Origin of the sequence: Caulobacter sp. BK020 (assembly GCF_004342605.1) — a bacterium.
In the GTDB taxonomy this organism is placed as follows: domain Bacteria; phylum Pseudomonadota; class Alphaproteobacteria; order Caulobacterales; family Caulobacteraceae; genus Caulobacter.
This window is the reverse complement of the sequence record NZ_SLZL01000010.1, coordinates 133842-160395: the sequence shown is the minus strand read 5'-3', so window position 1 is coordinate 160395 and position 26554 is coordinate 133842. Positions and strand designations below refer to the sequence as shown.

The window sequence follows — 26554 nt, the reverse complement described above, 5'->3', positions numbered from 1 at the left end:
CGCAGCGCCGCCCGATTTTTGACCATCGGATGAAACTTGCCGGACGGGCGAGGCTTTGCCGGCGCTCGGCTGTTGCAGCGCAACATGGCTTTGGACTAGACCAGGGCCATGGACGCCGCCCGCCTCGCCAAGGATACGCCCAAGTCGCTGAAGACCCGGGCGCGGATTCTCGACCACGCGATGCGGCTGATCGCCGAGATCGGCTATTACGCCGCGACCAACCCGGTGATCGCCGACGCGGCGGGCCTGACGCGCGGGGCGATGCTCTACCACTTCCCCAGCCGCGAGGCCCTGGTCGAGGCGGCCGTGGCCCACGTCCAGGCCGAGCGCTCGGCCCTGTTCCGCGCCGCCGCCGACAGCCTGCCGCCGGGCGCCGACGTCACCGAGCACGCCATCGACAGCTACTGGGACCTGCTGCACACCGTGCCGTTCCTGGCCTTCGCCGAGCTGGAGGCCGCCGGCCGCACCGACCCGGCCGTCCAGGCCCTGCTGGCCCCGGCCCAGGCCGAGTTCGACCGCGCCCAGGCGGGCGACCACTTCCTGAAGATCCTCCACGCCGGCGCCGGCCCGAGGTTCCAGGCCTCGCGCGACCTGGCGCGGTTCATGCTGGAGGGCTTGGCGCGGGCCTCGCTGACCTACGACAGCGACGGCCGGCGCGAGCGCCTGCTGACGCTGATCAAGCGGGCCACGCACATGCTCAACCGCAAGGGCGACGTGCAGGATCTTTGGCCGGATTGAGGGGGCGGGACGTCTGTCCGCCTATTCTCAGATCGTTGCTGCCCGCACGGCTTCCCGCGCCAGTTCCCGTTGCACCTTCGAAAAGCCAAACGCCGCCGTCCAATGTTTGGTGAAGACCCAAGGACGTTTGCCGTCGGTGTAGTGCTCTGCGACGCGAGCAGCTTGATATTTTACGACGTTGAGAGGCGTGAGCTCATAGAGCTTTCGAACCAGAGGCATATTCGTTAGGCCAGGAAGAACCACCGCCCTTGGCTGGTAGTGGTCGATCAAATCTCGATTCATTCCCACGCAGAGCGGCAAGTGCTTCGAAGTGGCGAGTCGCCCAAAACGCTCGTTGAAGGCGCGACTATCGCGTGAACTCCAGAAGAACAGCTCCGCCAGAACGTAGTCGCTGTCATCCAGAAAATACTTTGCTGCCTTTGACCACCTGATCGCGCTACGGCCGCCGCCGAGCGCGACATGAAAGTCGAACCGACTGGTTTCCTCGGTCGGCTTGGGCGAGATTTTCCAGTCGTATGGCGTCTCTCCAGGATTGACGCCCATCACTACGAACCGGGGCGTCCCGCTGGGAGGTTGCCGAAGGTCGTAGAGAAAATGGTGAGCGGCGAGCAACTCGGCGTGTTCGGCGGTGTAGGCTGCAATTCTTTCGATGTTCGCAGTTAGTTTGTTGGACATGGCGTGCCCCCAAGTTCTAACTCTGGGTCAACTGTTGTTACGAATTCGCGTGCCTTGAGGGAAAGATGCATTCGCCCCAGCGGATGGAGCCTCACTTTAAACCCTTGGTGGATCGGAGCTCTGGCGTCTGGCCGTGTCAAGGACGGTGCAGGGCGCCGCCGCGGCGCGGCCGGCCAGAGGCCGGTCCTTGACACGGCCAGACGCCAACGCAGGCTCGCCATCAAGGTCTTAAGGTGAGGCCTCGCCGCTGCGGGCGGAGGGCGAAGCGGCGTTCTTTGAACTCCGCTCATCCCGGCGAAAGCCGGAACCCAAGCCGAGTTCGAAGTTTCGCGCTGAGCCAGGAACTGCCAACCCCGCTTGGGTCCCGGCTTTCGCCGGGATGAGCGGTCGTTGGAGGTCACAACCGCGCGCGACCGCCGCCCTTCAGCTTGTCCAGCGCCCGGCGGGCGTGGTCGGCTTGAGCCGCGACGGGGGCCAGGGCGGCGCTGAAAGCCGGGGCGGTGTCTGCGCCGGCCGGCGGCTTGCGCGGCGTCGGCGTCATCAGCGCCACCTTGCGGGCCATGGCGGCCAGCTCGCCGATCGCCTTGGCCTTGTCGCGGACCTTGCGGATCTCGGCCGGGTCGTGGCTGCGTTCGAGGGTCGCCCAGGCCGCGTCGAGGGCGGCCATGAGCTTGGCTTGCAGGGCCTGGGACCAGGCAAGCGACGGGGCGGGGGCGTGTTGGGTCTGGGTCATGTCCAGAAGTGTGCGCCCGTCCTGGAGGGTGGGGACAGGAAACGTGCGTTTTCGTGTAGGGCGTTGATTTCGTTGGGGGCGATTTCGGAAATGGCGGGGATAAGCGACCGCGACGCGGCCTCCCAACCATCATCCCGGGCCTCGTGCCCGGGACCCCTCCGTCCGCCGCCGGTGCAATTGTGTGGCGCGCTAACGCGCCATGGCTTCTCACCGTCAGCTGAACCAGAGTTCCCGGGCACGGCCCGGGATGACGGGCTGAAGGGCTTCTGAAGAACAACCCTGTGGATAACTTCACCCCGTCGCGATCGGCAGGGCCGTGGTGAACTTGATCTGCTCCATCGCAAACGACGACGACACGTCGGTCAGCGGGGCGGTGGCGATCAGGCGGCGGTAGAAGCGGTCATAGGCGGCGATGTCGCGGACCACGACCTTGAGCAGGTAGTCGACCTCGCCGCTCATCCGGTAGAACTCGACCACCTCGGGCAGGGCCTTGGCGCCGGCCGCGAAGGTCGCCAGCCACTCTTCGTCGTGGCGGCCGGTCTTGACCGCCACGAACACCGTCAGCGGCAGGTCCAGGGCCTCGCGGTCGATCAGGGCGACGCGGGCGGTGATCACGCCGCTGTCCTGCAGCCGCTTGACGCGCTTCCAGCACGGCGTCTGCGACAGCCCCACCCGCTCGGCCAGCTCGGCGATCGGGACGGTGGCGTCCTGCTGCAGGATGGCCAGCAGGCGGCGGTCGATCTGGTCCAGCGAAATCATTCTCTATGCGGCCGTGACTGAAGAATGGAGTTCTCCAAACCTGGCACGGCGTGGCGAATGAGACCATGTCATTCTCGCCAAGCGCGGCATCATGGAACGAGGTTTACCTGGGGCCCGCCATGCTCGATCTGTTCACCCGCCACCCCCGCTCGGTCGACGAGACCTATGGCCAGCACCTGGCCATGGCCTGGAGCTTCGCCTTTCCCATGCTGCTGGGCGGCCTGGCCTGTTTCGTCCACGGGATCTTCCCGTTCCTGTTCGAGACCACCGGCAGCCGCTGCGTGAAGCTGCTCTACACCCGGATCGCCAACCGCGGCCGCAGGCCCGACGCCGAGCTGCCCAACTGGGCGGCGTTCGACGCGGTGATCTGAATCCGAGACTCCGGCCGGGGACATGCCCTTGCGGCGTGTCCCCAGACGTCGCATGGCGCCAAGCGGTTGGGGACACGCCGCAAGGGCATGTCCCCGTTGGGCGCCGTTCACCCCGCTTGTGAGCGGTCGCCGTACAAGCTTGTCAGAATTCGTCGCCTCCGGAGCAAATTCTCCCCCTTGGCGGCGGCTTCCGGCTGCCCCAAGGTCCCGCCCACGCCTGTCCCCAAGGGACAGGCGCGAATCAAGCATTCAGAGCGTGGCGGACGCCGAAACCGGCATCCACTTTCGGCTGCCACGCTCTGGAGTCGGGAGACGAAACTTGAGCATCTGGAACCGCCGCAAGGCGATCGACACCGCCAGCGGCGACGCCGCCCACGCCCTGAAGAAGACCCTGAGCTGGTATCACCTGGTCGCCCTGGGCGTCGGGGCCATCGTCGGCACCGGCATCTACACCCTGACCGGGGTCGGGGCGGGGCTGGCCGGGCCGGGGGTGATGCTGTCGTTCCTGGTCGCCGGGGCGGTCTGCGCCTGCGCGGCCCTGTGCTACGCCGAACTGTCGACCCTGATCCCGGCCTCGGGCAGCGCCTACACCTACAGCTACGTGGCCATGGGCGAGCCGGTCGCCTGGTTCGTCGGCTGGAGCCTGATCCTCGAATACACCCTGGTCTGCGCGGCCGTGGCGGTGGGCTGGTCGGCCCACGCCCAGGGGCTGTTCCAGATGGCGGGCTTCCCGCCGGCGCTGCTGGCCGGGCCGCACCAGGGCGGGGTCGTCAACCTGCCGGCGGTGATCATCTCGATGGCGGTGGCCGGTCTGCTGGCCCTGGGCACCAAGGAGAGCGCCACGGTCAACATGGTGCTGGTGGTGATCAAGATCGCGGCCCTGGCGGTGTTCGTGGCCCTGTGCCTGCCGGCCTTCGACGCCAGCCACTTCACCCCGTTCATGCCGCAGGGCTTCGCCGCCCATACGGTCGCGGGCGCTGGCCCGGACGGGGTCAAGGTCGGGGTGATGGCCGCCGCCAGCCTGATCTTCTTCGCCTTCTACGGCTTCGACGCGGTGTCGACCGCCGCCGAGGAGACCAAGAACCCCAAGCGCGACCTGACCATCGGCATCGTCGGCTCGATGCTGGCCTGCACCCTGATCTACATGCTGGTGGCCGCGGTGGCGATCGGCGCCTCGCGGGCCGAGGTGTTCTCCAAGAGCGAAGCGCCGCTGGTCTTCATCCTGGAGACCCTGAAGCATCCGCGGATGGCCCAGCTGGTGGCCCTGGCCGCGGTGGTCGCCCTGCCGACCGTGATCCTGGCCTTCATGTACGGCCAGAGCCGGATCTTCTTCGTGATGGCCCGCGACGGCCTGCTGCCCCCGGCCCTGTCGCGGGTGAACCAGAAGACCGGCACGCCGGTGCTGATGACCCTGCTGACCGGCGTGCTGTCGGCGGTGCTGTCGGGCTGGCTGTCGCTGAAGGACATCGCCGAGCTGGCCAACGCCGGCACCCTGGCGGCCTTCATCGCCGTGGGCCTGTCGGTGATCATCCTGCGGGTGCGCGACCCCAGCCGGCCGCGAGTGTTCGCCACCCCGCTGTGGCAGGTAGTGGCGCCCGGGGCGATCCTGGGCTGCCTCTACCTGTTCTCCAGCCTGCCGGCCAAGACCCAGCTCTACTTCCTGTACGCCCATCTGATCGGGGCGGCGGTGTACCTGCTGTACGGGGTGCGACGGAGCGTCCTGGCGCGGGCCTAGAGCCGCCGCCTCTTTCCTTCCGGCCGGCCGCCGCTACAGTCTGCTCAAAACAGATGTTTGAAGCGGAAGGAACGCCATGGCCCTGGACCTCGAGACCCGCGAGCAGCTGATCGACATGGTGCGGCGTTTCGTCGCTGAACGGCTGCGCCCGATCGAGGCCAAGGTCGCCGAGGACGACGCCGTGCCGGCCGAGATCATCGAGGAAATGAAGGGGCTGGGGCTGTTCGGCCTGTCGATCCCGGAAGACTTCGGCGGCCTGGGGCTGAACATGGAGGAGGAGTGCCTGGTCGGGATCGAGCTGGGCCGCGCCTCGCCGGCCTTCCGCTCGGTGTTCGGCACCAATGTCGGCATCGGCAGCCAGGGGTTGGTGATGTTCGGCACGGACGCGCAGAAGGCCAGGTGGCTGCCGGGGATCGCGTCCGGCGAGATCGTCACCTCGTTCGCCCTGACCGAGCCCGAGGCCGGGTCGGACAGCGCGGCGGTCCAGACCCGGGCGGTGCGCGACGGCGACGACTATGTGCTGAACGGCTCCAAGCGCTACATCACCAACGCCGGCAAGGCCTCGCTGTTCACGGTGATGGCCCGCACCGATCCCGCCGCCAAGGGCGGTTCGGGCGTCTCGGCCTTCCTGGTCCCGCGCGACCTGCCGGGCCTGAGCGTCAGCAAGCCCGAGAAGAAGATGGGCCAGCAGGGGGCCCACATCCACGACGTGACCTTCGACAATGTCCGCGTCTCGGCCTGGAACCGGCTGGGGCAGGAGGGCGAGGGCTTCAAAGTGGCCATGCAGGTGCTGGACCGCGGGCGGCTGCACATCGCCGGGGTGTGCGTGGGCGTGGCGGAACGGCTGATCGCCGACTGCGTGGCCTATGCCAGCGAGCGCAGGCAGTTCGGCCAGCCGATCGCCAGCTTCCAGCTGATCCAGGCGATGATCGCCGACAGCAAGACCGAGGCCCTGGCGGCCCGGGCTCTGGTTCTGGAAACCGCCCGCAAGCGCGACGCCGGCCAGGGCGTTACCCTGGAGGCGGCGGCCGCCAAGCTGTTCGCCTCGGAAATGGTCGGCCGGGTCGCCGACCGGGCGGTGCAGATCTTCGGCGGGGCCGGCTATGTGGCCGACTACGGCATCGAGCGGCTGTACCGCGACGTGCGGATCTTCCGGATCTACGAAGGCACCAGCCAGATCCAGCAGCTGGTCATCGCCCGCGAGACGCTGAAGCGGGGCGGGTAGGGCTGCTGGGGACAGGCGCATGCGCCTGTCCCCAATCGGCGCACGGCCCCCCAAACGCAAAACGCCCCCGCCGGCCCCGGGCCGGAACGTCCCCTGTAAGGACGCTCCGGCGGAGCCAGCGGAGGCGTATTAAGATCCCCCCAGGAAAGCCTGGAGTGGGGAGCTTTTAGACTTACGCGCCGCCCGGGAAGCGGAACGGAACCTTCACGGTGCCGGTCTTGGCGCCCATCGGCAGCTTTTCAGCGATGCACATGGCGGCCTTGTCGAAACCCTTGCCGGCCGCGCTGTTGTCGACGACCTTGCACTCGGTCAGCTTGCCGGCGTCGGCCGTGCATTCCAGCATGACCTGGGCGGCGTCGCGCGTGTTGGCGAATTGTTGCAGGCAACGGCCCATTTGGTCTTCGAAGCCGCCAGCCGCCGAGGCGGCTTGAGCGACGAAAAAGCTGCCAGCGATTCCCGCGGCAATAGCGATCGGATATTTCATCCCGCTGCTCCTAGTAGTGTGTCTCGCCCCTTGGACGTCGCGTCGTCCGGACGCCTGAGCTTTTTCGCAGAAGCGAGTTAAAATATTCTGAGTCAGCGGAAGATAGTTTTCTTCATTTATTGGTAACCACGCTTACTTGGCGAATACGCCAGTTTCACTTGAAACTACACTCAGATTTCATCGTCGACGACTCGACCCTTGCATGGGCGTGACTCACGCGCGCGCCCGGTCCTTGATAACGGGGCCGCCGGATGGAAGGCCTTGCCTCGCGCGGAATCCGAGGGTGCGACACACCCTGCGGCAAACGCCCTTAACCAAAGTCAGGAACTATTAGGAATATGTCGTGATGATCGCCCTCGACGTTGGTGATCCGTGCGCACGGACCACCGCAAGAGGGGACCCAATCCGATGAAGCGCTTCCGGCTCGTCGATCTTCCGTTGATCATCAAAATCGGCTTCGCGCCGGCTTTCGCGCTTTTGATGCTGGCCCTGATGGCCGGCGGCGCGGTCGTCGTGCAGAAGAGCCAGTCCGCCGCGCTCAGGCAGGTCGTCGAGAACGACATGCGCGAGAACATGGAGATCCAGGCGATCTCCAAGCGGATCTCCAACATCAACGGCGAACTGTTCACCGTGATGACCCACAAGGCGGGGAACATCGAGGTCGACAAGAACGACGCCCGCATGGCGGCGATCCTGACCGAGACGGACGCGATCAAGAAGGACCTGACCGCTCTGAAGGGCAAGCTGCCCAAGGAAGAGCAGGGCAAGATCGCCGAGCTGATCAAGTCGCTCGACGAGTGCCGCAGCGCCATCGACACGGTCAGCGGGATGATCGGCGTCGACTTCAACATGGCCGCCGGCTTCATCGCCCCGTTCGAAGAACAGTACGCCAAGATGACCGCCCAGCTGGACGGGGTCGTGGCCGCCGCCAACACCCGCATCGCGACCGAGACCGCCAAGAAGCAGGCCGAGGCCAATGCGGCGATGAGCGCCACGATCGTCCTGTCGCTGATCACGCTGTGCGCGGTCGCCGGCCTGGCCTTCATGACCGTCATGACCACCCGCAAGTCGATCGGCGACATCGCCGGCGCCACCGAGAAGCTGTCGAAGGGCGACAACACGATCGACCTGGAGAAGATGACCCGCGGCGACGAGCTGGGCGCCATCGTCCGCTCGCTGAAGGTCTTCCGCGACAACCAGCTGCACCTGGAGCAGATGCGCGCCGAGCAGGAGAAGTCGGCCGCCCTGACCGCGGACGAGCGCCGGGCCAAGGAAGAAGCCGCCGCCGCCGCCGCCCGCGAGAACGCCCTGGTGGTGTCGTCGCTGGCCGACGCGCTGGAGCACCTGGCCAAGGGCGACCTGACCTATCGCGTCCAGGCCGACTTCCCGGGCGACTATCGCAAGCTGAAGGACGACTTCAACGCCGCCATCACCCAGCTGCAGGAAACCATCAAGGTCATCGCGGCCTCGACGGACGGCCTGCGCACCGGCGCCGACGAGATCGCCCACGCCTCGGACGACCTGTCGCGCCGCACCGAGCAGCAGGCCGCCTCGCTGGAAGAAACCGCCGCCGCCCTGGACGAGCTGACCGCCACGGTGCGCCGCACCGCCAGCGGCGCCAAGCAGGCTTCGGAAGTGGTCTCCAGCACCCGCGGCGAAGCCACCCATTCGGGCCAGGTCGTGCACGAGGCCGTCTCGGCGATGGGCGCCATCGAGGACTCGTCCAAGCAGATCAACCAGATCATCGGCGTGATTGACGAGATCGCCTTCCAGACCAACCTGCTGGCCCTGAACGCCGGCGTCGAAGCGGCCCGGGCCGGTGACGCTGGCCGAGGCTTCGCGGTCGTGGCCCAGGAAGTCCGGGCCCTGGCCCAGCGCTCGGCCGAGGCCGCCAAGGAGATCAAGACCCTGATCTCGTCTTCGACCCAGCAGGTCAGCCAGGGCGTCAGCCTGGTCGGCCAGACCGGCGAGGCCCTGCAGCGGATCGTCACCAAGGTCGGCGAGATCGACGCCCTGGTCACCGAGATCGCCGCCTCGGCCGCCGAGCAGGCCACCGGCCTGAACGAGGTCAACACCGCCGTCAACCAGATGGACCAGGTGACCCAGCAGAACGCCGCCATGGTCGAGCAGTCGACCGCCGCCACCCACTCGCTGAAGGGCGAGACCGGCGAGCTGGTGCGCCTGATCGGCCGCTTCCGGGTCGGCGACGGCCGCCAGCAGACGGCGTCCTACGAGCGTCCGCAGGTCGCCGACGCCGCCTACCACGCTCCCGCCGCCAATCCGGTGGCCGAGCAGCGCGCCCGCCTCAACGCCTTCGCCCGTCCCGGACGCGGCGGCGCGGCGACCGCGACCGCGGCCGCCCCGGCCAGCGACGGCTGGGAGGAGTTCTGATGTCGACAGCGATCGCTCTGCCCGAAACCCTTGACCTGAAGGCTTCGGGGCCGCTCAAGCAGGCGTTCGTCGAACGCCGCGGCCAGGACATCGAGGTCCATGCCGACCAGGTGCGCCGTCTCGGCGGGCTGTGCCTGCAGGTCCTGCTGGCCGCCCGCAAGGCCTGGGCCGAGGACGGCAAGCCTTTTTCGATCACCGCGCCTTCCGAGGCGTTCGTGGAAACCATCCGTCTTTTCGGGGCCGAAGGGGCCCTGCTTCAGGCCGAAATCCAAGGAGCTGCATCGTGACGCGTACTGTCCTCACGGTCGATGACTCGCGTACGATGCGGGACATGCTGCGCATGGCCCTCGCCGGCGCCGGGTTCAACGTCGTCGAAGCCGTCGACGGCGAACACGGGCTGGAAGTGCTGTCCGCCCATCGCCCCGACGTGATCATCACCGACATCAACATGCCCAAGCTGGATGGCTTCGGCTTCATCGAGGCGGTGCGGGTCGACGACGACTATCGCGCCATCCCGATCCTGGTGCTGACCACGGAAAGCGACCCCAGCAAGAAGCAGCGGGCCCGCGAGGCCGGCGCGACGGGCTGGATCGTCAAGCCGTTCAATCCCGAGAAGCTCGTTGAGGCGATCCGCCGCGTCGCGGCCTGATCGTCCAAGTGCTCTAGGTACTGAAATACCTTTGTAGGAAGTCGGGGAATGGACGAGCTAGAGGCCATCAAGGTCACCTTCTTTCAGGAATGCGAGGAACTGCTCGCCGATCTTGAAGGCGGGCTCTTGGCCATGCAGGACGGCAACGACGACGGCGACACCGTCAACGCCGTCTTCCGGGCCGTGCACTCGATCAAGGGCGGCGCCGGCGCCTTCGGCCTGGAACCGCTGGTGCGCTTCGCCCACGTGTTCGAGACCCTGCTGGACGCCCTGCGGTCGAACGAGATCCCGGGCACGCCGGACCTGACGGCCCTGCTGCTGCGCGCCTCGGACGTGCTGGCCGACCACGTCAGCGCCGCCCGCGGCCTGGGCGTCGTCGACATGGACGTCTCGGCCGCCATGGCCGCCGAGCTGAAGATCGCCACCGACCCCAACGCGGCTCCGGCCGCGCCTGCCCCCGTCGCCGCCGCGCCGGTGGACGCCGCGCCCCAGTATGTCGACGCCGCCCCGATCGTCATCGGGGCTGACGACGCCCTGGACGACGACGACCTGGGCTTCGACTTCCAGCCGATGACCATCACCCTCGACGCCCAGGCCGCCGACGCGGCCGTGCTCGACGGCAATGTCTGGACGGTGTCGATCCGTCCGAAGTCGGACCTGTACCGCAAGGCCAACGAAACGGCCCTGCTGCTGCGCGAGCTGAGCCGCCTGGGTCCGATCCAGGCCACCCTGGACGACAGCGCCCTGCCGGCCCTGGAATTCATCGATCCCGAAGCCGCCTACGTCACCTGGAGCGTCCGGCTCGAGACGGACCAGGGCGAAGAGGCCATCCGCGAAGTCTTCGAATTCGTCGACGGCGACTGCGAACTGGAGATCACCCGCGGCGAGGCCCCGGCGGCCGACGTGCTGGCCAGCCTGCTGGACGTGGCCGCCCCGGCGCCGGAGCTGGCGCCCGCCGCGATCGAAGCCCCCGTCGAAGCGCCGGTCGTCGCCGCCGCGCCGGCGCCCGAGCCCGCCGCGCCGGCTCCGGTGTCCGCGCCGGCGCCCGCCCCCGTGGCCGCCAACGCCCCCGCCGCTCCGGCCGCCAAGCCGGCCCAGATCGACGTCCCCGGTCCCGGCCAGTCGGTGATCCGAGTCGACCCCGAGCGCATCGACCGCCTGATCGACCTGGTCGGCGAGCTGGTCATCAACCAGGCCATGCTGGCCCAGCGCGTCGGCGAATACGGCATCGCCCCGTCCTCCAACCTGGCCATGGGTCTCGACGAGCTGGAGCAGCTGACCCGGGAGATCCAGGACAGCGTCATGGCCATCCGCGCCCAGCCGGTGAAGTCGGTGTTCCAGCGCATGCCGCGCCTGGTCCGCGAAGTCGCCAACATGACGGGCAAGCAGGCCCGCCTGGTGATGGACGGCGAGAACACCGAGGTCGACAAGACGGTCATCGAGCGCCTGTCCGACCCGATCACCCACATGCTGCGCAACGCCATCGACCACGGGCTGGAAAGCCCCGAGGAGCGCAAGGCGGCCGGCAAGAATCCCGAAGGCGTGGTGCGCCTGGCCGCCCTGCATCGCAGCGGCCGGATCGTCATCGAGGTCCAGGACGACGGCAAGGGCATCAACCGCGAGCGGGTCCACTCGATCGCGGTCAAGAAGGGCCTGATCTCGCCGGATCTTCAGCTGACGGACGAAGAGATCGACAACCTGATCTTCCTCCCCGGCTTCTCGACCGCCGACAAGATCTCGGACGTCTCGGGCCGCGGCGTCGGCATGGACGTGGTCAAGCGTTCGGTGCAGGCCCTGGGCGGCCGCATCTCGATCGCCTCGCGTCCGGGCCAAGGCTCGACCTTCACCCTCAGCCTGCCTCTGACCCTGGCCGTCCTGGACGGCATGGTGGTCGACGTCGCCGGCGAGACCCTGGTCATCCCGCTGGCCTGCATCGTCGAGAGCCTGCGCCCGAAGGCCGAGGAAATCCGGCCGCTGGGCCCGGTCGGCTCGGTCCTGGCCGTGCGCGACAGCTTCGTGCCGCTGATCGACGTGGGACTGACCCTGAACTACCGCGACCGCTCGCCGGCCGCGACCGAGGGCGTGGTCCTGCTGGTCGAGGGCGAGGACGGCTCGCGCGCCGCCCTGGTGGCCGACGCCATCCACGGCCAGCGCCAGGTGGTCATCAAGTCGCTGGAGCAGAACTACCAGCAGGTCGAGGGGGTCGCCGCCGCGACCATCCTGGGCGATGGCCGGGTGGCCCTGATCCTCGACGTCGACGCGGTGATCAACCTGCGTCGCCGCGGTCCGCCGCTGCCCTCCGATCCCACCCTCATCGCCGCGGAATAGCCCGATGACCGAACCCACACCCACGTCCAGCACCGAAACCCGCGAACTGATCTCGTTCCGCGTCGGCGAGCAGGAATACTGCGTGGACATCATGGCCGTCCGCGAGATCCGCGGCTGGAGCCCGGCCACCACCCTGCCGCAGTCGCCCGCCTACATGCGCGGCGTGATCAACCTGCGCGGCGCGGTCCTGCCGATCATGGACCTGGCCGCCCGCATCGGCATGCCGACCACCGAACCGAACGTGCGCAGCGTGTTCATCGTGGTCCAGGCCGGCGACCGCACCGTCGGCCTGCTGGTCGACGCGGTGTCCGACATCCTGTCGATCACAGACGACATGTGCCAGCCGACCCCGGACATCGCCTGCGAGAACGTCCGCCACTTCGTGCGCGGCATCATTTCCATCGAAGGGCGGATGATCAGCGAGATCTCGCTGGACCGCCTGCTCCCCGAGCGCGAGGCCCTGGCCGCCTGATATGACCACCCCCTCGACCTCCTTTTCCGATCGCCGCGAGGCCCTCGTCGACGGCGAGTTCGCCTTCACGAGCGCGGACTTCAAGCGGATCGCGGGCCTGCTGTACGACCAGGCCGGCATCAGCCTGCCCGACAGCAAGGCGACGCTGGTCTATTCGCGCCTGGCCAAGCGCCTGCGCACCCTGGGCCTGAAGTCGTTCGCCGAGTACTGCGCGTTCGTGGCCCAGGACGGCAATATCGACGAGCAGCAGCACATGCTCCGGGCCCTGACGACCAACGTCACCCGGTTCTTCCGCGAGCCGCACCATTTCGACGACCTGCGCGCCAACATCCTGGAGCCGGTGGCCGACAAGGTCCGGGCCGGCGGGCGCCTGCGCCTGTGGTCGGCGGCCTGCTCGTCGGGCCAGGAGCCCTATTCGATGGCCTTCACCGTGCTGTCGGTCTGGCCGAACGCGGCCGAGCTGGACATCCGGATCCTGGGCACCGACATCGACACCAACGTGCTGGCCACCGGCCGGGCGGCCGTCTACGAGGAACAGCTCCTCGAGGGCATCCCCCCCAACATGCGCAGCCAGTATTTCGAACGCGACGCCAGCGACCGCCGCAGCTTCCGCGTCTGCGAGGCGGCCCGCCAGCTGGTGGCGTTCCGCGAGCTGAACCTGAACGGTCCCAGCTGGCCGATGAAGGGGCCGTTCGACGCCATCTTCTGCCGCAACGTGGTGATCTATTTCGACGAGCCCACCCAGGAGCGGGTCTGGCAGCGCTTCGCGCCGCTGGTGTCGCCGGGCGGCAAGCTCTATGTCGGCCACTCCGAACGCGTGGGCGCGTCGGTCACGGCCTTTGAAAGCGCCGGCCTGACCGCCTATCGCAAGGTGGGAGGCCGCTGATGGCGAAGATTCGCGTTCTCGTCGTCGACGACTCCGCCACCATGCGCGGCCTGATCACGGCCGCTCTCAACCGCGATTCCGAGATCGAGGTGGTCGGCGCCGCCGGCGACCCGTTCGAGGCCCGGGGCATGATCAAGGCCCTCAATCCCGACGTCGTCACCCTCGACATCGAGATGCCGAACATGAACGGCATTGAGTTCCTCGAGAAGATCATGCGCCTGCGGCCGATGCCGGTGGTCATGGTCTCCAGCCTGACCCAGGCCGGGGCCGAGATGACCCTGCGCGCGCTGGAGCTGGGCGCGGTCGACTGCGTGGGCAAGCCGACCAACGCCACCGGCACCGCGGAGGCCCTGGCCGAGGTGGCCGACAAGGTCAAGGCCGCGGCCCGCGCCTCGGTGCGGACCAAGGCCGACGCCGCACCGGCCACGGCCCGCCGCCTGAACTACCTGCCGTCCGGCGACATCGTGGCGATCGGCTCGTCGACCGGCGGGGTGGAGGCCCTGCTGTCGATCCTCAGCCAGTTCCCCGAGACCGGCCCGCCGACGGTGATCACCCAGCACATGCCGGCCACCTTCACGGCCAGCTTCGCCGCCCGCCTGGACCGCGCCAGCGGCGCCAAGGTGCAGGAAGCCGTCGACGGCGCCCTGCTGGAGCCGGGCAAGGTCTATGTCGCGCCGGGCGGGGCGACCCACCTGGAGGTCGTCCGTTCGGCCGGGCTGCGCTGCCGCCTGGTCCAGGGCGACCCGGTCAGCGGCCACCGGCCGTCGGTCGACGTGCTGTTCAACTCGGTGGCCCAGGCGGTCGGCGACAAGGCGGTGGGCGCCATCCTGACCGGCATGGGCCGCGACGGCGCGCAGGGCCTGCTGGCCATGCGCAAGGCCGGCGCCCGGACGATCGGCCAGGACGAACAGAGCTGCGTCGTCTACGGCATGCCGCGCACGGCCTTTGAACTCGGCGCCGTGGAGAAGCAGGTCCCCCTGTCCTCCATGGGCCAAACCATCCTCGATCTGGCCTCCGCGAGGCGATGAACCCATGCCCCAAGCAAGCTCCATTTCCGTTCTCGTCGTCGATGACCAGCTGACCATGCGGGCGTTGATCCGCAACGCCTTGCAGCAGATCGGCTTCAAGGACATCCGCGAGGCCCCCGACGGCGAGGAGGCGCTCAAGAACCTCCTGGCCAAGCCGGCCAACCTGGTCATCTCGGACTTCAACATGCCGAAGATGGACGGGCTGGCCCTGCTGCGCGCGGTGCGCTCGCACCCGCCGATCCGCCAGACGGCCTTCGTGATGCTGACCGGCCGGGCCGACCGCGAGCTGGTCCAGCGCGCCGTGCAGTTCGGCGTCAACAACTACTGCGTCAAGCCGTTCACCGTCCAAGGCCTGAAGGAAAAGATCGAACAGGTCTTTGGCCAGCTGACATGATCGGTCGAGAGCCCTATCCAGACGAAGCGGGTCCCGCGATCAAGGTTCACGTCACCCAGGGCGAGAGCCATGTGTCGGCCGACCCGAACGTGGTCATGACCACGGTGCTCGGCTCGTGCATCGCCGCCTGCCTGCGCGACCCGACCACGGGCATCGGCGGCATGAACCACTTCCTGCTGCCGGACTCCGGCGACCGCAGCAAGGACAGCGGCGACGCCGTCCGCTACGGCGCCTACGCCATGGAGCTGCTGATCAACGGCCTCCTGAAGAAGGGCGCCCGCCGCGACCGTCTGGAGGCGAAGATCTTCGGCGGCGGCAAGCTGTTCGACGGCCTTTCGGACGTCGGCGCCAGCAACGCCGCCTTCGCCGAGCGCTTCCTGCGCGACGAAGGGATTCCGATCGTCTCGTCCAGCACCGGCGGCCTGTCGGCCCGCCGCGTCGAGTTCTGGCCGGCGTCCGGCCGGGTGCGCCAGCGCCTGGTGGCCGTCGACAACGCCCCGCAGGACGTCCGCCGTCCCGCGCCCGCCCCGATGCCTGCCGCGTCCAGCGGCGACGTGGACCTGTTCTGACGCCCATGACCGTCCAGCCGCTCGCCCTGACCGACACCGACGAGACCGCACCCGGGCAGCTGCCCGTGGGCGAGCTTTCGCGTCGGCTGGCGGCGGAGCTGATGGCGGCGGCGGCGATCTGCCGGGACTGCGAGCACATCGCCGGCGATCTAGCCAGCGGCGGCGCGGCCCTGGAGAACCTGTCGCGGCTGCAGGCCCTGGACGAGCTGAGCCAGCGCCTGCATGGCCTGTCCGACGTCCTGGCCCGTATCGGCCAGCACGCCTCGGGCGAGTGGAGCATGGCCGTCGAGCCGCTGCTCGAAGGCCTGGGCCTGGCCGACCTGGTGGTGCGCCTGCGCGACGCCCAGAACCACGAGGGCTGGGACGCCATGGCCGGCGAGCTCGACTTCTTCTAGGCCATGCGCGAACCGCTCCAAGCCGCCACCCGGATCAATCTCGAAAAGGTCGACGTCCTGCTCGTCGACGACAGCCTTCCGTCGCTGAACCTGCTGGCCCAGGTGCTGCTAGGCTTCGGCATCAAGAACCTGACCCGGGCCGAAAGCGCCAAGGCGGCCCAGGCGATGCTGCGCGAGCGCACCTTCGACCTGGTGGTCAGCGCCACCAACATGGCCGGGGTCGACGGCTACGAACTGGTCAAGTGGCAGCGCCGCGGCGCGCTGGAGGCCAACCGCTACCTGCCGGTGATCCTGGTCTCGGGCCACACCCCGCCCTCGCAGGTGTTCAAGGGCCGCGACGCGGGGGCCAACTTCACGATCGCCAAGCCGATCACCCCCAAGATCGTGCTGGAGCGGATCCTGTGGGCGGCCAAGGAAGATCGCCAGTTCGTCGAGTGCGACAGCTATCTGGGCCCCGATCGCCGGTTCAAGAACGACGGCCCGCCGGCTGGCGTCAAGGGACGGCGACGCGAGGACCCGCCCGAGGCGCTGCGTCCGCCGGGCGCGGTCGCGGCCCAGGCCGGGCTCGACCTCGAGAAAGTGAAATCATGAGCACCGTCCGCAAGTTCCGCGCCCCCAACCGCCTGTCGATGCTGGTGCGGGCCAATGGCGGCGTGACGGCCAAGGAGGCCCTGGCGGCCGCCGACGCGGCGCTGGAGCCGCTGCGCGCCGAGTCGCTGGCGGTGCTGGACGCCGCCCTGGCCGAGATCGACGCCCGGTTCGGCCGGTCGGCGGCGGCGACGAGGGCGGCCGGGGTCTTCGAGGACCTCTACGCCCTGGCCCTGCGCATCATCGACGTGTCCGGCTTCCTGCCGGGCTCGTGCGTCGACCAGGCGGCGGTTTCGTTCTGCGCCCTGGTCGACAACTGCGCCGAGGCCGGCGCCTGGCGCTGGGACGCCGTCGACGTGCACATCAACGCCCTGCGCCTGCTGCGCACCGCCGACCTCGGTCCTGACCAGCGCCGCGCGGTGATCGAGGGCCTCAACAAGGTCAGTCAACGGCGGATCGACGAGGCCTGAAGCCACGCTTGGAGACAAGCTTGGCCTTGATGTGGCCCAAACGACACGATTTCCGGGCCGCTACATTCCGCCACGCTTCAGCCATCTTGTGATCGGCGGTTTCATTTGATACCGCTTGCATTGCTACCGGTGTCAGGACAATGCTTCGAGCAGATTTGACACCGGTGTCAGAATAGACGGCCCAAGAACGGCCGCGCGGGAAGGAAGCGCGTACGCACTCTTCGGCCGGGCGATGCGAAAGCGTCGTTCAAAAAGAATGTGGTCACGGGAGGAGGATCCATGTCTCAGGTCTCTAAGCAGCGCGTCCGTGCGCTGAAGCTCGGTGCGTCCAGCGGCGCCATGCTGATGGCGCTGGCGCTGGCCGGCGCCGCCGCCGCGCAGGAAACGCCCGCGCCCGCTCCGGCGACCGAACCCGACAACGCCGTCGCGGAAGTGGTCGTCACCGGCTTCCGGGCCAGCCTGGCCAACGCCCTGGACATCAAGCGCCGCGAGAACGACCTGGTCGACGTCATCAAGGCCCAGGACATCGCCGACTTCCCCGACCTGAACCTGGCCGAGTCGCTGCAGCGCGTGCCGGGGGTGTCGATCGACCGCGACGGCGGCGAAGGCCGGACGATCACCGTGCGCGGCCTGGGTCCCGACTTCACCGTCGTGCGCCTGAACGGCCTGGAAGCCCTGGCCACCACCGGCGGCAAGGACAGCTCGGGCGGCGCCAACCGCGGCCGCCAGTTCGACTTCTCGATCTTCGCCTCGGAGCTGTTCAACAGCGTCACCGTGCGCAAGTCGACCTCGGCCATGAACGAGGAAGGCTCGCTGGGCGCGATCATCGACCTGCAGGCCTCGCGTCCGTTCGACTTCAGCGGCCCCGCCCTGAGCATGGGCGCCAAGATCGGCTGGAACGACCTGTCGCGGAAGAAGGACCCGCGCTTCACTTTCCTGGCCAGCAACCGCTGGGACACCGGCATCGGCGAGATCGGCGCCCTGATCTCGGTGGCCTACGCCGAGCGTAAGACGCTGGAAGAGGGCTCCTCGACCGGCCGCTGGGAAAACCCCAGCGTGGCCTTCAACTCCTCGACCGCGTTCCCCTGCACGGGCGCGGCCTATAATCCGGTCAGCGGCCCGCCTCTGACCTGCGCCCAGATCGGCACCGTGGTGGGCGGCACCACGCCGACGACGACGGCCGCCGCCGGCACCGCCAACAATCTGTGGCACCCGCGCATTCCGCGCTACGGCCGCCTGCAATATGACCAGAAGCGCCTGGGCGTGACCGGCTCGCTGCAATGGCGCCCGACCGAGAACTCGACCCTGACCCTCGACGCCCTGCTGGCCAAGTTCACCAACAACCGCGACGAGACCTATCTGGAAGTCATCTCCTTTAGCCGCAGCGGCGCGGGCCTGCCTCAGACCGACGTGGTCAACTTCCAGGCCGACGACAAGGGCCACCTGATCAAGGGCACGTTCGACGACGTCGACGCCCGGGTCGAGTACCGCCACGACGACCTGAAGACCGAGTTCAACCAGTTCACCCTGACCTACGACACCCGGTTCGGCGACGCGGGCCACCTGAACGTCGTCTACGGCCAGTCGCGGTCGATCCAGGACAACCCGGTCCAGACCACCTTCTCGTTCGATCGCTACAACAGCGACGGCTACAGCTACGACTACTCGCAGAACGACAAGCTGCCGAACTTCAACTACGGCTTCGACCCGACCAACCCGGCCAACTTCACCTACAGCGCCAGCAACGCCAACGGCGACGCGTCGCTGCTGCGCCTGCGGCCCAGCAAGGCGGTCAACACCTTCAAGACCTTCCGGGCCGACGTCGACTACGAGATCCTGGACGGCTTCAAGCTGCGCTACGGCGGCGACTACAAGGAATACGGCTTCTCCTCGTGGGAAAAGCGCCTGTTCTCGCGCAACCTGGCCGCCACGGGCACGACCTTCACCGCCGAAGCCGGCTTCCCGCTGCCGGCCGGCGTCACCGTCGCCGACGTCTCGCGCCTGATCACCGGTTTCGGCCGCGGTCTCGACCTGCCCTCCGGCGTGCCGACCTCGTGGATCGCGCCCGACCTGGACAAGCTGAAGAAGGCCATCGGCTACGACTGCAACTGCATCAACGCCAACGGCGACTTCCGCCTCAGCGTGCTCAACCAGCTGGGCGCCCTGCGGGCGATCACCGAGAAGGACACCGCCTTCTACATCCAGGGTGATTTCGACTACGACATCTTCAACATCCCGGTGCGCGGCAACCTGGGCGTCCGCTACGTGAAGACCGAGCAGTCGGCGACCGGCCACTACAACGCCGGCAACGTCGCCACGCCGGTGGCCACGCCGTTCGGCACGATTTCCGAGCAGATGGCCACCGACGCCATCCAGACCGTCAACCGCGAATACACCAACACCCTGCCGGCCCTGAACATCTCGGCCCAGCCGATGGAGAACTTCTTCATCCGCTTCGCCGCCGCCAAGGTGATGACCCGTCCGCAACTGCAGAACCTGACGCCGGGCTTCACCGCCATGAGCCAGAGCGCCCAGACCCTGACGCGCGGCAACCCGGATCTCGATCCGATGCTGGCCAACAACCTGGACCTCAGCTTCGAATGGTATCCGGACAAGGAAACCCTGCTGTCGGCGGGCTTCTTCCAGAAGGACATCAAGTCCTACATCCAGCAGACGGCCGAGGTCATGGCCTGGTCCGAGACCGGTCTGCCCAACAGCCTGCTGAGCAACGGCAACACCAGCGCCACGCCGTTCACGGTGACGACGAACATCAACAGTCCCGGCGGCAAGCTGAAGGGCTTCGAACTGAGCGCCCAGCGTCCGTTCACCTTCCTGCCGGCCCCGTTCGACAAGTTCGGCGCGATCGTCAACTACACCCACGTCAAGAGCGACATCGACTACATCATCAAGTCGCCGACCTTCGGCGGCACGCCCCGGGTCCAGACCGCCCCGGCGGTGCTGGTCACCCAGCCGCTGCTGAACCTGTCGCCCGACGCCTTCAACGCCACGCTCTACTACGAGAACGCCGGCTTCAAGGCGCGGATCTCGGGCTCATACCGCGACCAGTACCTGATCCAGGTGGCCCCCTCGGCGACCAACAACAACGACGTGCGGATCAAGGAAAAGACCTTCAACCTCGACGGCCAGGTCAGCTACGAGTTCAACAAGTTCACGGTCACCTTCGAGGCGATCAACCTGACCGACCAGGAAGACAGCAAGGTCGACGACTCCACGCGCATGAGCTCGGAAGAGTACGTGCACTTCGGCCGTCAGTTCTATCTGGGCGTGCGGTACAAGTTCTAGGTCGCCGCCCTCCCGAAACGACCGAAGGGCGCTGGTGCAAGCCAGCGCCCTTCTTCTTTGGTCCTCGCCCGCGTCCCGTCGGGAGGACTATGCGTTCACGGCGCCGTCGATCCAGGTGCGGCGCACATTCAGCGCCTCGTCCAGCAGCACCAGGTCGGCGGTCTGGCCGGCCTGGATCGCGCCGCGCTGCCCCCCCAGGCCCAGGAAGGCGGCGGGGGCGGAGGCGGCGATCGAGACGGCCTCTTCCAGCGACAGGCCCAGCATCGCCACGGCGTTGCGCACCGCGCCGATCATGTCCAGGTCCGAGCCCGCCAGGGTGCCGTGGTCATCGACGCAGACCCCGTCGACCACGCGGATATGCCGGCCCTGCAGGTCGAAGCTCTTGTCGGCCATGCCGACGGTGGGCATGGCGTCGGTCACCAGCATGAAGCGGTCCAGCGGCCGGGTGCGCAAGGCGATGCGCAGCACGGCGGGATCCACGTGACGGCCGTCGACGATGATCCCGCACCAGGCGGTCTGACTTTCCAGGGCCGCGCCCACCACGCCCGGCTCGCGGCTGGTCAGCGGCGACATGGCGTTGAACAGGTGGGTGAAGCCGGTCAGGCCCGCGTCCAGCGCCTTGCGCGCCGTGCCATAGGCGGCGTTGGTGTGGCCGGCCGCGACGATCACCCCGGCCTCGGCCAGGCGCCGCACCCGCTCGGGCGTGGTGGTCTCCGGCGCCAGGGTCACCAGGGTCTTGCCGCGCTTGAGCGAGCTGAGCAGGGCCACGGCCTCGTCGTCGAGGGTGCGGAACTTGCTGGCGTCGTGGATGCCCTTGCGCTTGGCGTTGAGGAATGGGCCCTCGATGTGCACGCCCAGCACGCCGGGCACGCCGGCCTCGATCGCCTGCTCGGTCGCCCGCATGGCCGCGTCGACCACGGCCAGGTCGTCGCTGATCAGGGTCGGCAGGAAACCGGTGGTCCCATAGGGCCGGTGGGCGGCGCCGATGGCGGCGATGGCCTCGACCGTGGTCGAGTCGTTGAACAGCACCCCGCCGCCGCCATTGACCTGGGTGTCGATGAAACCGGGAACGAGCAGGCCGCCGTCCAGGTCGTGGCGCTGAACGCCGACCGGCGCCGCGGCGGGGTCGATGAGGCCGTCGATCCGCCCGTCGCGGATCGCCACGGCCTTGCCGTCGACGATCCCCTGCGGCGTCAGGATGCGGCCATTGACGAGAACGGACTGCATCAGACGGTTTCTGTGACCTTGTTGAGGTGCGGGGGGCTGTCGGGATCGTAGCCGCGGGCCACCGACAGGGCGTTGGCCATGCGGTAGAAGCTCTGGATCATCAGGATCGGCTCGATCACCGGATGGGCGGCCAGGGCGGGGAGTACGCCCGCCCCCGTTTCGCCGGCGCCGGCCAGCAGCACGTCGCCGCCGCGCTCGGTCACGCCCTTGGCCATGGCGTCGACGCTGTCGCGGCTCTCGTCGTTCTGGGCGAACACCAGCACCGGGAAGCCTTCCTTGACCAGGGCCATCGGGCCGTGCAGCACCTCGGCGGCGCTAAAGGCCTCGGCGTGCAGGCCGCAGGTCTCCTTGAACTTCAGGGCCGCCTCCTGGGCCACGCCGAAGCCGACGCCGCGGCCCAGCACATAGAGGTTGCGGGCCAGCTTCAGGCGCTCGACGGCCGGGGTCCAGTCCAGGGTCCAGGCCTCGGCCAGCAGGGCGGGCAGGGTGGACAGCGCGGCGGTCAGGTCGTCGTCGCCGGTCCAGGCGGCGACCAGCTGGGCGATGGCGGACAGGGCGGCGATGTAGGACTTGGTGGCCGCCACGCTCAGTTCGGGCCCGGCGTGCAGCGGCAGGACCTCGTCGGCCAGGGCGGCGAGCGGCGAGTCGACGACATTGACCAGGGCGATGACGAAGGCGCCGGCGTCCTTGGCGGCCTGGACCGAGGCCAGCAGGTCGGGGCTTTTGCCCGATTGCGAAATGGCCAGGTAGAGCACCTCGCCCAGGTCCTGCTGGGCGGCGTAGACCGAGCTGACCGACAGGGCGGCCGACGAGGTCAGCACCCCGGTGCGGGTCTCGATCAGGTACTTGGCGAAGGTGGCGGCGTGGTCCGAGCTGCCGCGCGCGCAGGTGACGACGGCGCGCGGCGGCTTGGCCCGCAGGCGCTCGGCGATCCTGGCCGCGCGGGCGGCGTTGGCCCCCAGCTGGGCGGCGACCACCTGCGAGGCCTGGCCGGCCTCCAGGAACATGCGGGTCGATTCCGCCGTCAGAGGCCCACGCGTGGAGGAAGGTTCGGCGGGGGGGACGGATCGGGTCAAGACATGGGCCTCCAAGACGGGCGTTCCTTCAGATAAGCGCGGGGCGGGCCCCGTTCAGTACGGACCCTTCAGGAAAGGGCGTTCAGTTCGGCGACGAAGTCGTAGGCGTCGCCGCGGTAATAGGACTGGGTCACCTCGACGGCCCGGCCGTCCTTCAGGAAGCCGCGGCGCTCGATCAGCAGGCCGGCGTCCTTGGCCGGAACGCCCAGCAGCTCGGCGTGTTCGGCGGTGAACAGCACCGCGCGCAGCCGCTGCAGGGCGCGGGCGGGCCGGTGGCCGGTGGCCGCCAGCGCCTCATAGAGCGAGACCCCGACCGCCTCGGCCGAGGGCAGGGCGAAGCCGGCGATCGTCGAATATTCCACCGCCATCGGCGCGCCGTCGGCGTAGCGGATCCGGGCGAAGCGATAGACCTGGGTGCCCGGCGACAGGCCCAGGGTCAGGGACTCCTCGGGAGTGACCGAGCCCTCGGCCTTGCTGATCCACTCGCTGCGCGGCGTGCGTCCGCGCGAGATCATGTCCTCGGTGAACGACGACAGCTTGGAAAAGCTCTTCTCCACCCGGGCGGCGACGAAGGTGCCCGCGCCCTGGCGGCGGGTCAGCAGGCCCTCGCTGACCAGGCCGTCCAGCGCCTTGCGCACGGTGATCCGCGAGATGTTGAATTCCTCGGCCAGGTCGCGCTCGGCCGGCAGGGCGTCGTCGGGCGACAGCACCTTGGTCTGGATGGCCTCGCGCAGGGCGCGCTGCAGCTGCTTGTAGAGCGGGGCGTGATCGTCGCCGGCGAGGCCGCCGATCTTCTCAGAAAACATCGCCAATTCCACGCCCCCGCTCAAAACCGCGCCACCCCGTGACCCGGGAGATAGCATATGACCATTTCCGTACCAATAAGAACCTGGTCTGGAATTGGTTCTTTTTTGGCCTTGTCATCCGACAGATTTCCGTCACAGTCGCCCTCCGAGGCCCGAGAAGTACCGCATTCTACGGATGTCCGCAGATGATTGGTATCAGATTGGACTTGGAGTTCGCTCCGAGCCAGAGGCCTGGAACACGGGGAGAATTCGAAGATGAAAAGAATCCATAAAACCATACTGACCGCGTCCGCCAGCGTCCTGGCGGTTGCGTTGGCCGCGCCCGCCTTCGCGCAGGACTCAACGCAAGTCGACGAAGTGGTCGTCACCGGCATCCGGGCCTCTTTGCAGGCGTCGGTCGAGGCCAAGCGTAACGCCGATGCGGTGATCGACGTGATCACCGCCGAGGACATTGGCAAGTTCCCGGACAAGAACGTCGCCGAATCCCTGCAACGGGTTCCCGGCGTCACCATCCAGCGCGAATTCGGCGAAGGCGAGCGGATCTCGATCCGCGGCACCGCGCCGACCCTGAACCGGACCCTGCTGAACGGCCACGCCGTGGCCACGGCCGACTGGTTCATTCTCGACCAGTTCAAGGCCAGCCGCAGCTTCAACTACCTGATGCTGCCGTCGGAAATCGTCGGCAAGGTCGAGGTGTTCAAGAGCCCGATGGCCGACATCGACGAAGGCGGCGTGGGCGGCACGGTCAATGTGCACACCCGCAACCCGCTGGACCTGGCGCCGCTGTCGGTCTCCGGCTCGGTCCAGGCCTTCCATGACGAGAAGTCGGGCAACACCGATCCGACCGCCTCGGCCATGCTCAGCTGGCACAACGCCGACAAGACCCTGGGCGTCCTGGTCGGCGGCATCTACGACAAGCGCCGCATCCGCCGCGACGGCATCGAGGTGCTGGGCTACCAGGCGGTGACCACCGCCTCGGGCGACGGCACGAACATCAGCGGCATCACGCCCGACCAGACGGTCTATGCGCCCAGCCTGATCGGCTCGTCGCTGTTCACCCAGACGCGCGAGCGCAAGGGCGCCAACTTCGCCATCCAGTACGCGCCGACCGACAAGTTCGAACTGAACCTGACCGGCCTCTATTCCAAGATGGACGCCGACAACTTCAACCAGAACTACATGGCCTGGATCAGCCAGAAGATCGGCGCCCTCTCCACCTCGCCGGGCTCGCAGTTCAACATCACCCGCGTCGAGAACGGCACGGCCACCGCCGGCAACTTCAACGCCATCGGCGGCAACGGCGTGGTGTTCGACGCCATCGACCGCATCGCCCACACCAACGTCGGCTCGATCGACCTGGCCGGCAAGTGGCGTCCGTCCGAGGGCTGGGAGTTCAGCGGCCGCGTCGGCTACACCAAGGCCAAGGGCGCCACCGACCTGCAGCCGTTCTGGGAGACCAACGCCCCGACCGGCCTGACCTACGACCTGTCGAACGGCCTGCCGAAGGTGGCGTTCACCAACATCACCCCGACCACGGCCGACGACGAGATGACCCTGGGCTGGGTCTCGGCCAACACCACGGTCAACGACGACGACGAGTTCTACACCTTCGTCGACGGCGAGAAGTTCCTCGACGGCGGCGTCTTCAGCTCGGTCAAGTTCGGCCTGAAATACACCGACCATGACCGCGACGTGGTGCAGACCTACGGTCAGCGTCGGGCCCTGTTCGGCGCGACGGCGTGCGGCGGCCATGCCTGCTCGCTGGCCGACGTGGCCAATGGCGTGACGCCGGGCGACTATCTGGACGGCATCAAGGGGCCGGGCGTGCTCAGCTCGTACCTGACCGCCAGCAAGGACAAGATCGAGGCGATCTACGCCGCGATGGGGCCGGCGACGGTCTATGACCCGAACAACCCCAATGTCGGCGGCTGCATCGGCCTGAGCAACTGCGACCACTTCGGCCCGCTGGAGAGCTTCGACTTCAACGAGAAGACCTTCGGCGGCTACGTGATGGGCAACCTGAAGGGCGAGGGCTGGCGCGGCAATGTCGGCGTCCGCGTCGTCAACACCAAGATCGAGACCAACGCCTGGCGGGTGGGCGTGTCGGCCGGCACGCCGGGCGCCATCAACAACCCGTTCGGCCTGATGGCCCCGACCACGGGCGAGAAGGAATATACCGACATCCTGCCGTCGGCGAACTTCTCGTTCGACGTCCGCGACGACGTGGTGATCCGTCTGGCCGCCGGTCGTGTCCTGGCGCGTCCGGACTACGCCCAGATGGCCGGCTTCACCTCGCTGACCGAGTCCCTGCTGACGGCCTCGGGCGGCAACCCGGACCTGGATCCCTATCGCGCCAACCAGTACGACGCGACGGTGGAGTGGTACTTCGCGCCGCAGTCGATCCTGTCGGTCGACTTCTTCTACAAGGACATCTCGACCTACATCGTCCAGGGCGCGACGGTCGAGAAGCTGCCGCTGCAGGCGGCCGCCAACGACCCGCGGGTCGTCAACCCGGCCAACAACTGCGTCCTGCAATCGGCCGGCCTCTACAGCTGCGACTACAATGTCGGCCGTCCGGTCAACGTGGCCGGCGGCGAGACCAAGGGCTTCGAGGTCAACTTCCAGATGCCCGTCTGGAACGGCTTCGGCGTCCTGGCCAACTACACCTATTCCGACGCCAGTTCGTCGTCGGGCGTGCCGGTGCCGTCGAACTCGAAGAACATCTTCAACGTCAGCGGCTACTACGAGAACGAGCGCTTCAGCGCCCGCCTGTCCTACAACTACCGGTCCAAGTTCTTCGTCGACTACGACGCCGAGCGCGGCTACCGGCAGCTGTGGTCGGACTCGATCGCCTCGCTCGACGCGTCGGCCAGCGTCAACCTGACCGACCAGATCTCGCTCAGCCTCGACGCGGTGAACCTCACCGACGAGAAGCAGACCGACAACTACGACAACGACAAGAACCGTCCGGCCCGTATCTACAAGAACGGCCGCATGGTCTTTGGCGGCGTCCGGTTCAAGTTCTAGCCGGCATGGACGGGGTCATCGGCATCCGGGCCGCGGGCCCCGTCCTTGTTTTTCAGCCAGTCCTTGTTTTTCAGATTGTCGCGTCGGAGGCGGCATGGTCCAGGATCGCTTCATGACCTGCCCGCCGCCGATCGCGACCCAAGTCCTCCTGACTGCAAGCATGGAGCTGGGGCGGAGCGGTAAAACGCTCCGCCCGCTTTTTGCTTCCGGTCGGCTGGAGAGCCT

At 68.0% G+C, this 26554-nt stretch carries 24 protein-coding genes and 1 pseudogene; 18 read left to right on the top strand and 7 right to left on the bottom strand.

From position 1 onward, the window contains the following. The first annotated feature begins 108 nt into the window (after positions 1-108). Positions 109-738 carry a TetR/AcrR family transcriptional regulator gene (locus EV278_RS14345; protein WP_019848189.1) on the top strand — a complete coding sequence of 210 codons (630 nt, stop codon included), beginning with the start codon at positions 109-111 and terminating at the stop codon, positions 736-738. Between the two features lie 27 nt (positions 739-765). On the opposite strand, the gene EV278_RS14340 is transcribed toward EV278_RS14345, so the two are convergent. From EV278_RS14340 to EV278_RS14330, 3 genes are all read right to left on the bottom strand, one after another. Further along, positions 766-1413 carry a hypothetical protein gene (locus EV278_RS14340; protein WP_132092581.1) on the bottom strand — a complete coding sequence of 216 codons (648 nt, stop codon included), beginning with the start codon at positions 1411-1413 and terminating at the stop codon, positions 766-768. Positions 1414-1810: 397 nt separating this feature from the next. Further along, on the bottom strand, positions 1811-2146 hold the full coding sequence (locus EV278_RS14335; protein WP_132092578.1) for a hypothetical protein: 336 nt from the start codon (positions 2144-2146) through the stop codon (positions 1811-1813). A gap of 291 nt (positions 2147-2437) precedes the next feature. Next, positions 2438-2905: an Lrp/AsnC family transcriptional regulator gene (locus tag EV278_RS14330; RefSeq protein ID WP_132092575.1), complete on the bottom strand. Its 468-nt coding sequence runs from the start codon at positions 2903-2905 to the stop codon at positions 2438-2440. Between the two features lie 119 nt (positions 2906-3024). Between EV278_RS14330 and EV278_RS14325 the strand changes: the two genes are divergently transcribed. The 3 genes from EV278_RS14325 (at position 3025) to EV278_RS14315 (ending at position 6236) form a co-directional block, all read left to right on the top strand. Continuing rightward, on the top strand, positions 3025-3276 hold the full coding sequence (locus EV278_RS14325; protein ID WP_132092572.1) for a DUF6356 family protein: 252 nt from the start codon (positions 3025-3027) through the stop codon (positions 3274-3276). A 319-nt stretch (positions 3277-3595) separates the two neighbouring features. Continuing rightward, the gene (locus tag EV278_RS14320; RefSeq protein WP_132092569.1) at positions 3596-5011 is read left to right on the top strand and encodes an amino acid permease; all 1416 of its coding nucleotides are present in this window, start codon (positions 3596-3598) and stop codon (positions 5009-5011) included. A gap of 76 nt (positions 5012-5087) precedes the next feature. Continuing rightward, positions 5088-6236, top strand: a complete 1149-nt coding sequence (locus EV278_RS14315) for an acyl-CoA dehydrogenase family protein (RefSeq protein ID WP_132092566.1) — start codon at positions 5088-5090, stop codon at positions 6234-6236. A gap of 172 nt (positions 6237-6408) precedes the next feature. Here EV278_RS14315 and EV278_RS14310 read toward each other — a convergent pair whose 3' ends face one another. Next, positions 6409-6720, bottom strand: a complete 312-nt coding sequence (locus EV278_RS14310; protein ID WP_012284370.1) for a hypothetical protein — start codon at positions 6718-6720, stop codon at positions 6409-6411. A gap of 362 nt (positions 6721-7082) precedes the next feature. Between EV278_RS14310 and EV278_RS14305 the strand changes: the two are divergent. The 13 genes and pseudogenes from EV278_RS14305 (at position 7083) to EV278_RS14245 (ending at position 20193) form a co-directional block, all read left to right on the top strand. After that, positions 7083-9111: pseudogene (locus EV278_RS14305) on the top strand (methyl-accepting chemotaxis protein). Next, positions 9111-9398: an STAS domain-containing protein gene (locus EV278_RS14300; RefSeq protein ID WP_019847923.1), complete on the top strand. Its 288-nt coding sequence runs from the start codon at positions 9111-9113 to the stop codon at positions 9396-9398. Before EV278_RS14305 ends, EV278_RS14300 begins: the two are co-directional and overlap by 1 nt. Then, positions 9395-9760 (top strand): response regulator, encoded by a 366-nt coding sequence (locus tag EV278_RS14295; protein ID WP_028038734.1) that lies wholly within the window; start codon positions 9395-9397, stop codon positions 9758-9760. The genes EV278_RS14300 and EV278_RS14295 overlap by 4 nt, the downstream gene beginning before the upstream one ends. A 48-nt stretch (positions 9761-9808) precedes the next feature. Next, the gene (locus tag EV278_RS14290) at positions 9809-12088 is read left to right on the top strand and encodes a chemotaxis protein CheA (RefSeq protein ID WP_132092560.1); all 2280 of its coding nucleotides are present in this window, start codon (positions 9809-9811) and stop codon (positions 12086-12088) included. A gap of 4 nt (positions 12089-12092) precedes the next feature. Beyond that, entirely contained in the window at positions 12093-12560 is a 468-nt protein-coding gene (locus EV278_RS14285; RefSeq protein WP_019847926.1) for a chemotaxis protein CheW, read from the top strand. 1 nt (position 12561) lies between these two features. Next, positions 12562-13446, top strand: a complete 885-nt coding sequence (locus tag EV278_RS14280) for a protein-glutamate O-methyltransferase CheR (protein ID WP_132092557.1) — start codon at positions 12562-12564, stop codon at positions 13444-13446. Then, positions 13446-14474 (top strand): chemotaxis response regulator protein-glutamate methylesterase, encoded by a 1029-nt coding sequence (locus tag EV278_RS14275; protein WP_132092554.1) that lies wholly within the window; start codon positions 13446-13448, stop codon positions 14472-14474. Before EV278_RS14280 ends, EV278_RS14275 begins: the two co-directional genes overlap by 1 nt. A 4-nt stretch (positions 14475-14478) precedes the next feature. After that, complete coding sequence (locus tag EV278_RS14270) at positions 14479-14868, top strand: response regulator (RefSeq protein ID WP_019847929.1); 390 nt, start codon at positions 14479-14481, stop codon at positions 14866-14868. Beyond that, positions 14865-15437, top strand: a complete 573-nt coding sequence (locus tag EV278_RS14265) for a chemotaxis protein CheD (protein ID WP_132092551.1) — start codon at positions 14865-14867, stop codon at positions 15435-15437. Before EV278_RS14270 ends, EV278_RS14265 begins: the two co-directional genes overlap by 4 nt. A 5-nt stretch (positions 15438-15442) precedes the next feature. Next, a complete protein-coding gene (locus EV278_RS14260) occupies positions 15443-15832 on the top strand; it encodes a chemotaxis protein CheU (protein ID WP_132092548.1) in 390 nt (129 codons plus the stop codon). A gap of 3 nt (positions 15833-15835) precedes the next feature. After that, complete coding sequence (locus EV278_RS14255) at positions 15836-16423, top strand: response regulator (protein ID WP_132092545.1); 588 nt, start codon at positions 15836-15838, stop codon at positions 16421-16423. Beyond that, complete coding sequence (locus tag EV278_RS14250; protein WP_132092543.1) at positions 16420-16890, top strand: chemotaxis protein CheE; 471 nt, start codon at positions 16420-16422, stop codon at positions 16888-16890. The genes EV278_RS14255 and EV278_RS14250 overlap by 4 nt, the downstream gene beginning before the upstream one ends. Positions 16891-17169: 279 nt before the next feature. Next, positions 17170-20193 carry a TonB-dependent receptor gene (locus EV278_RS14245; RefSeq protein ID WP_132092540.1) on the top strand — a complete coding sequence of 1008 codons (3024 nt, stop codon included), beginning with the start codon at positions 17170-17172 and terminating at the stop codon, positions 20191-20193. 87 nt (positions 20194-20280) lie between these two features. Here EV278_RS14245 and nagA read toward each other — a convergent pair whose 3' ends face one another. The 3 genes from nagA to EV278_RS14230 all read right to left on the bottom strand — a co-directional run bounded on the left by nagA (position 20281) and on the right by EV278_RS14230 (position 23302). After that, on the bottom strand, positions 20281-21420 hold the full coding sequence (gene nagA, locus EV278_RS14240; protein WP_132092537.1) for an N-acetylglucosamine-6-phosphate deacetylase: 1140 nt from the start codon (positions 21418-21420) through the stop codon (positions 20281-20283). Next, the gene (locus tag EV278_RS14235) at positions 21420-22427 is read right to left on the bottom strand and encodes an SIS domain-containing protein (RefSeq protein WP_243692203.1); all 1008 of its coding nucleotides are present in this window, start codon (positions 22425-22427) and stop codon (positions 21420-21422) included. The genes nagA and EV278_RS14235 overlap by 1 nt, the downstream gene beginning before the upstream one ends. Before the next feature lie 137 nt (positions 22428-22564). Then, positions 22565-23302: a GntR family transcriptional regulator gene (locus tag EV278_RS14230; protein ID WP_132092531.1), complete on the bottom strand. Its 738-nt coding sequence runs from the start codon at positions 23300-23302 to the stop codon at positions 22565-22567. 255 nt (positions 23303-23557) lie between these two features. Here EV278_RS14230 and EV278_RS14225 point away from each other — a divergent pair, with 255 nt between their 5' ends. Then, positions 23558-26329: a TonB-dependent receptor gene (locus tag EV278_RS14225; RefSeq protein WP_132092528.1), complete on the top strand. Its 2772-nt coding sequence runs from the start codon at positions 23558-23560 to the stop codon at positions 26327-26329. Positions 26330-26554: the final 225 nt, after the last annotated feature.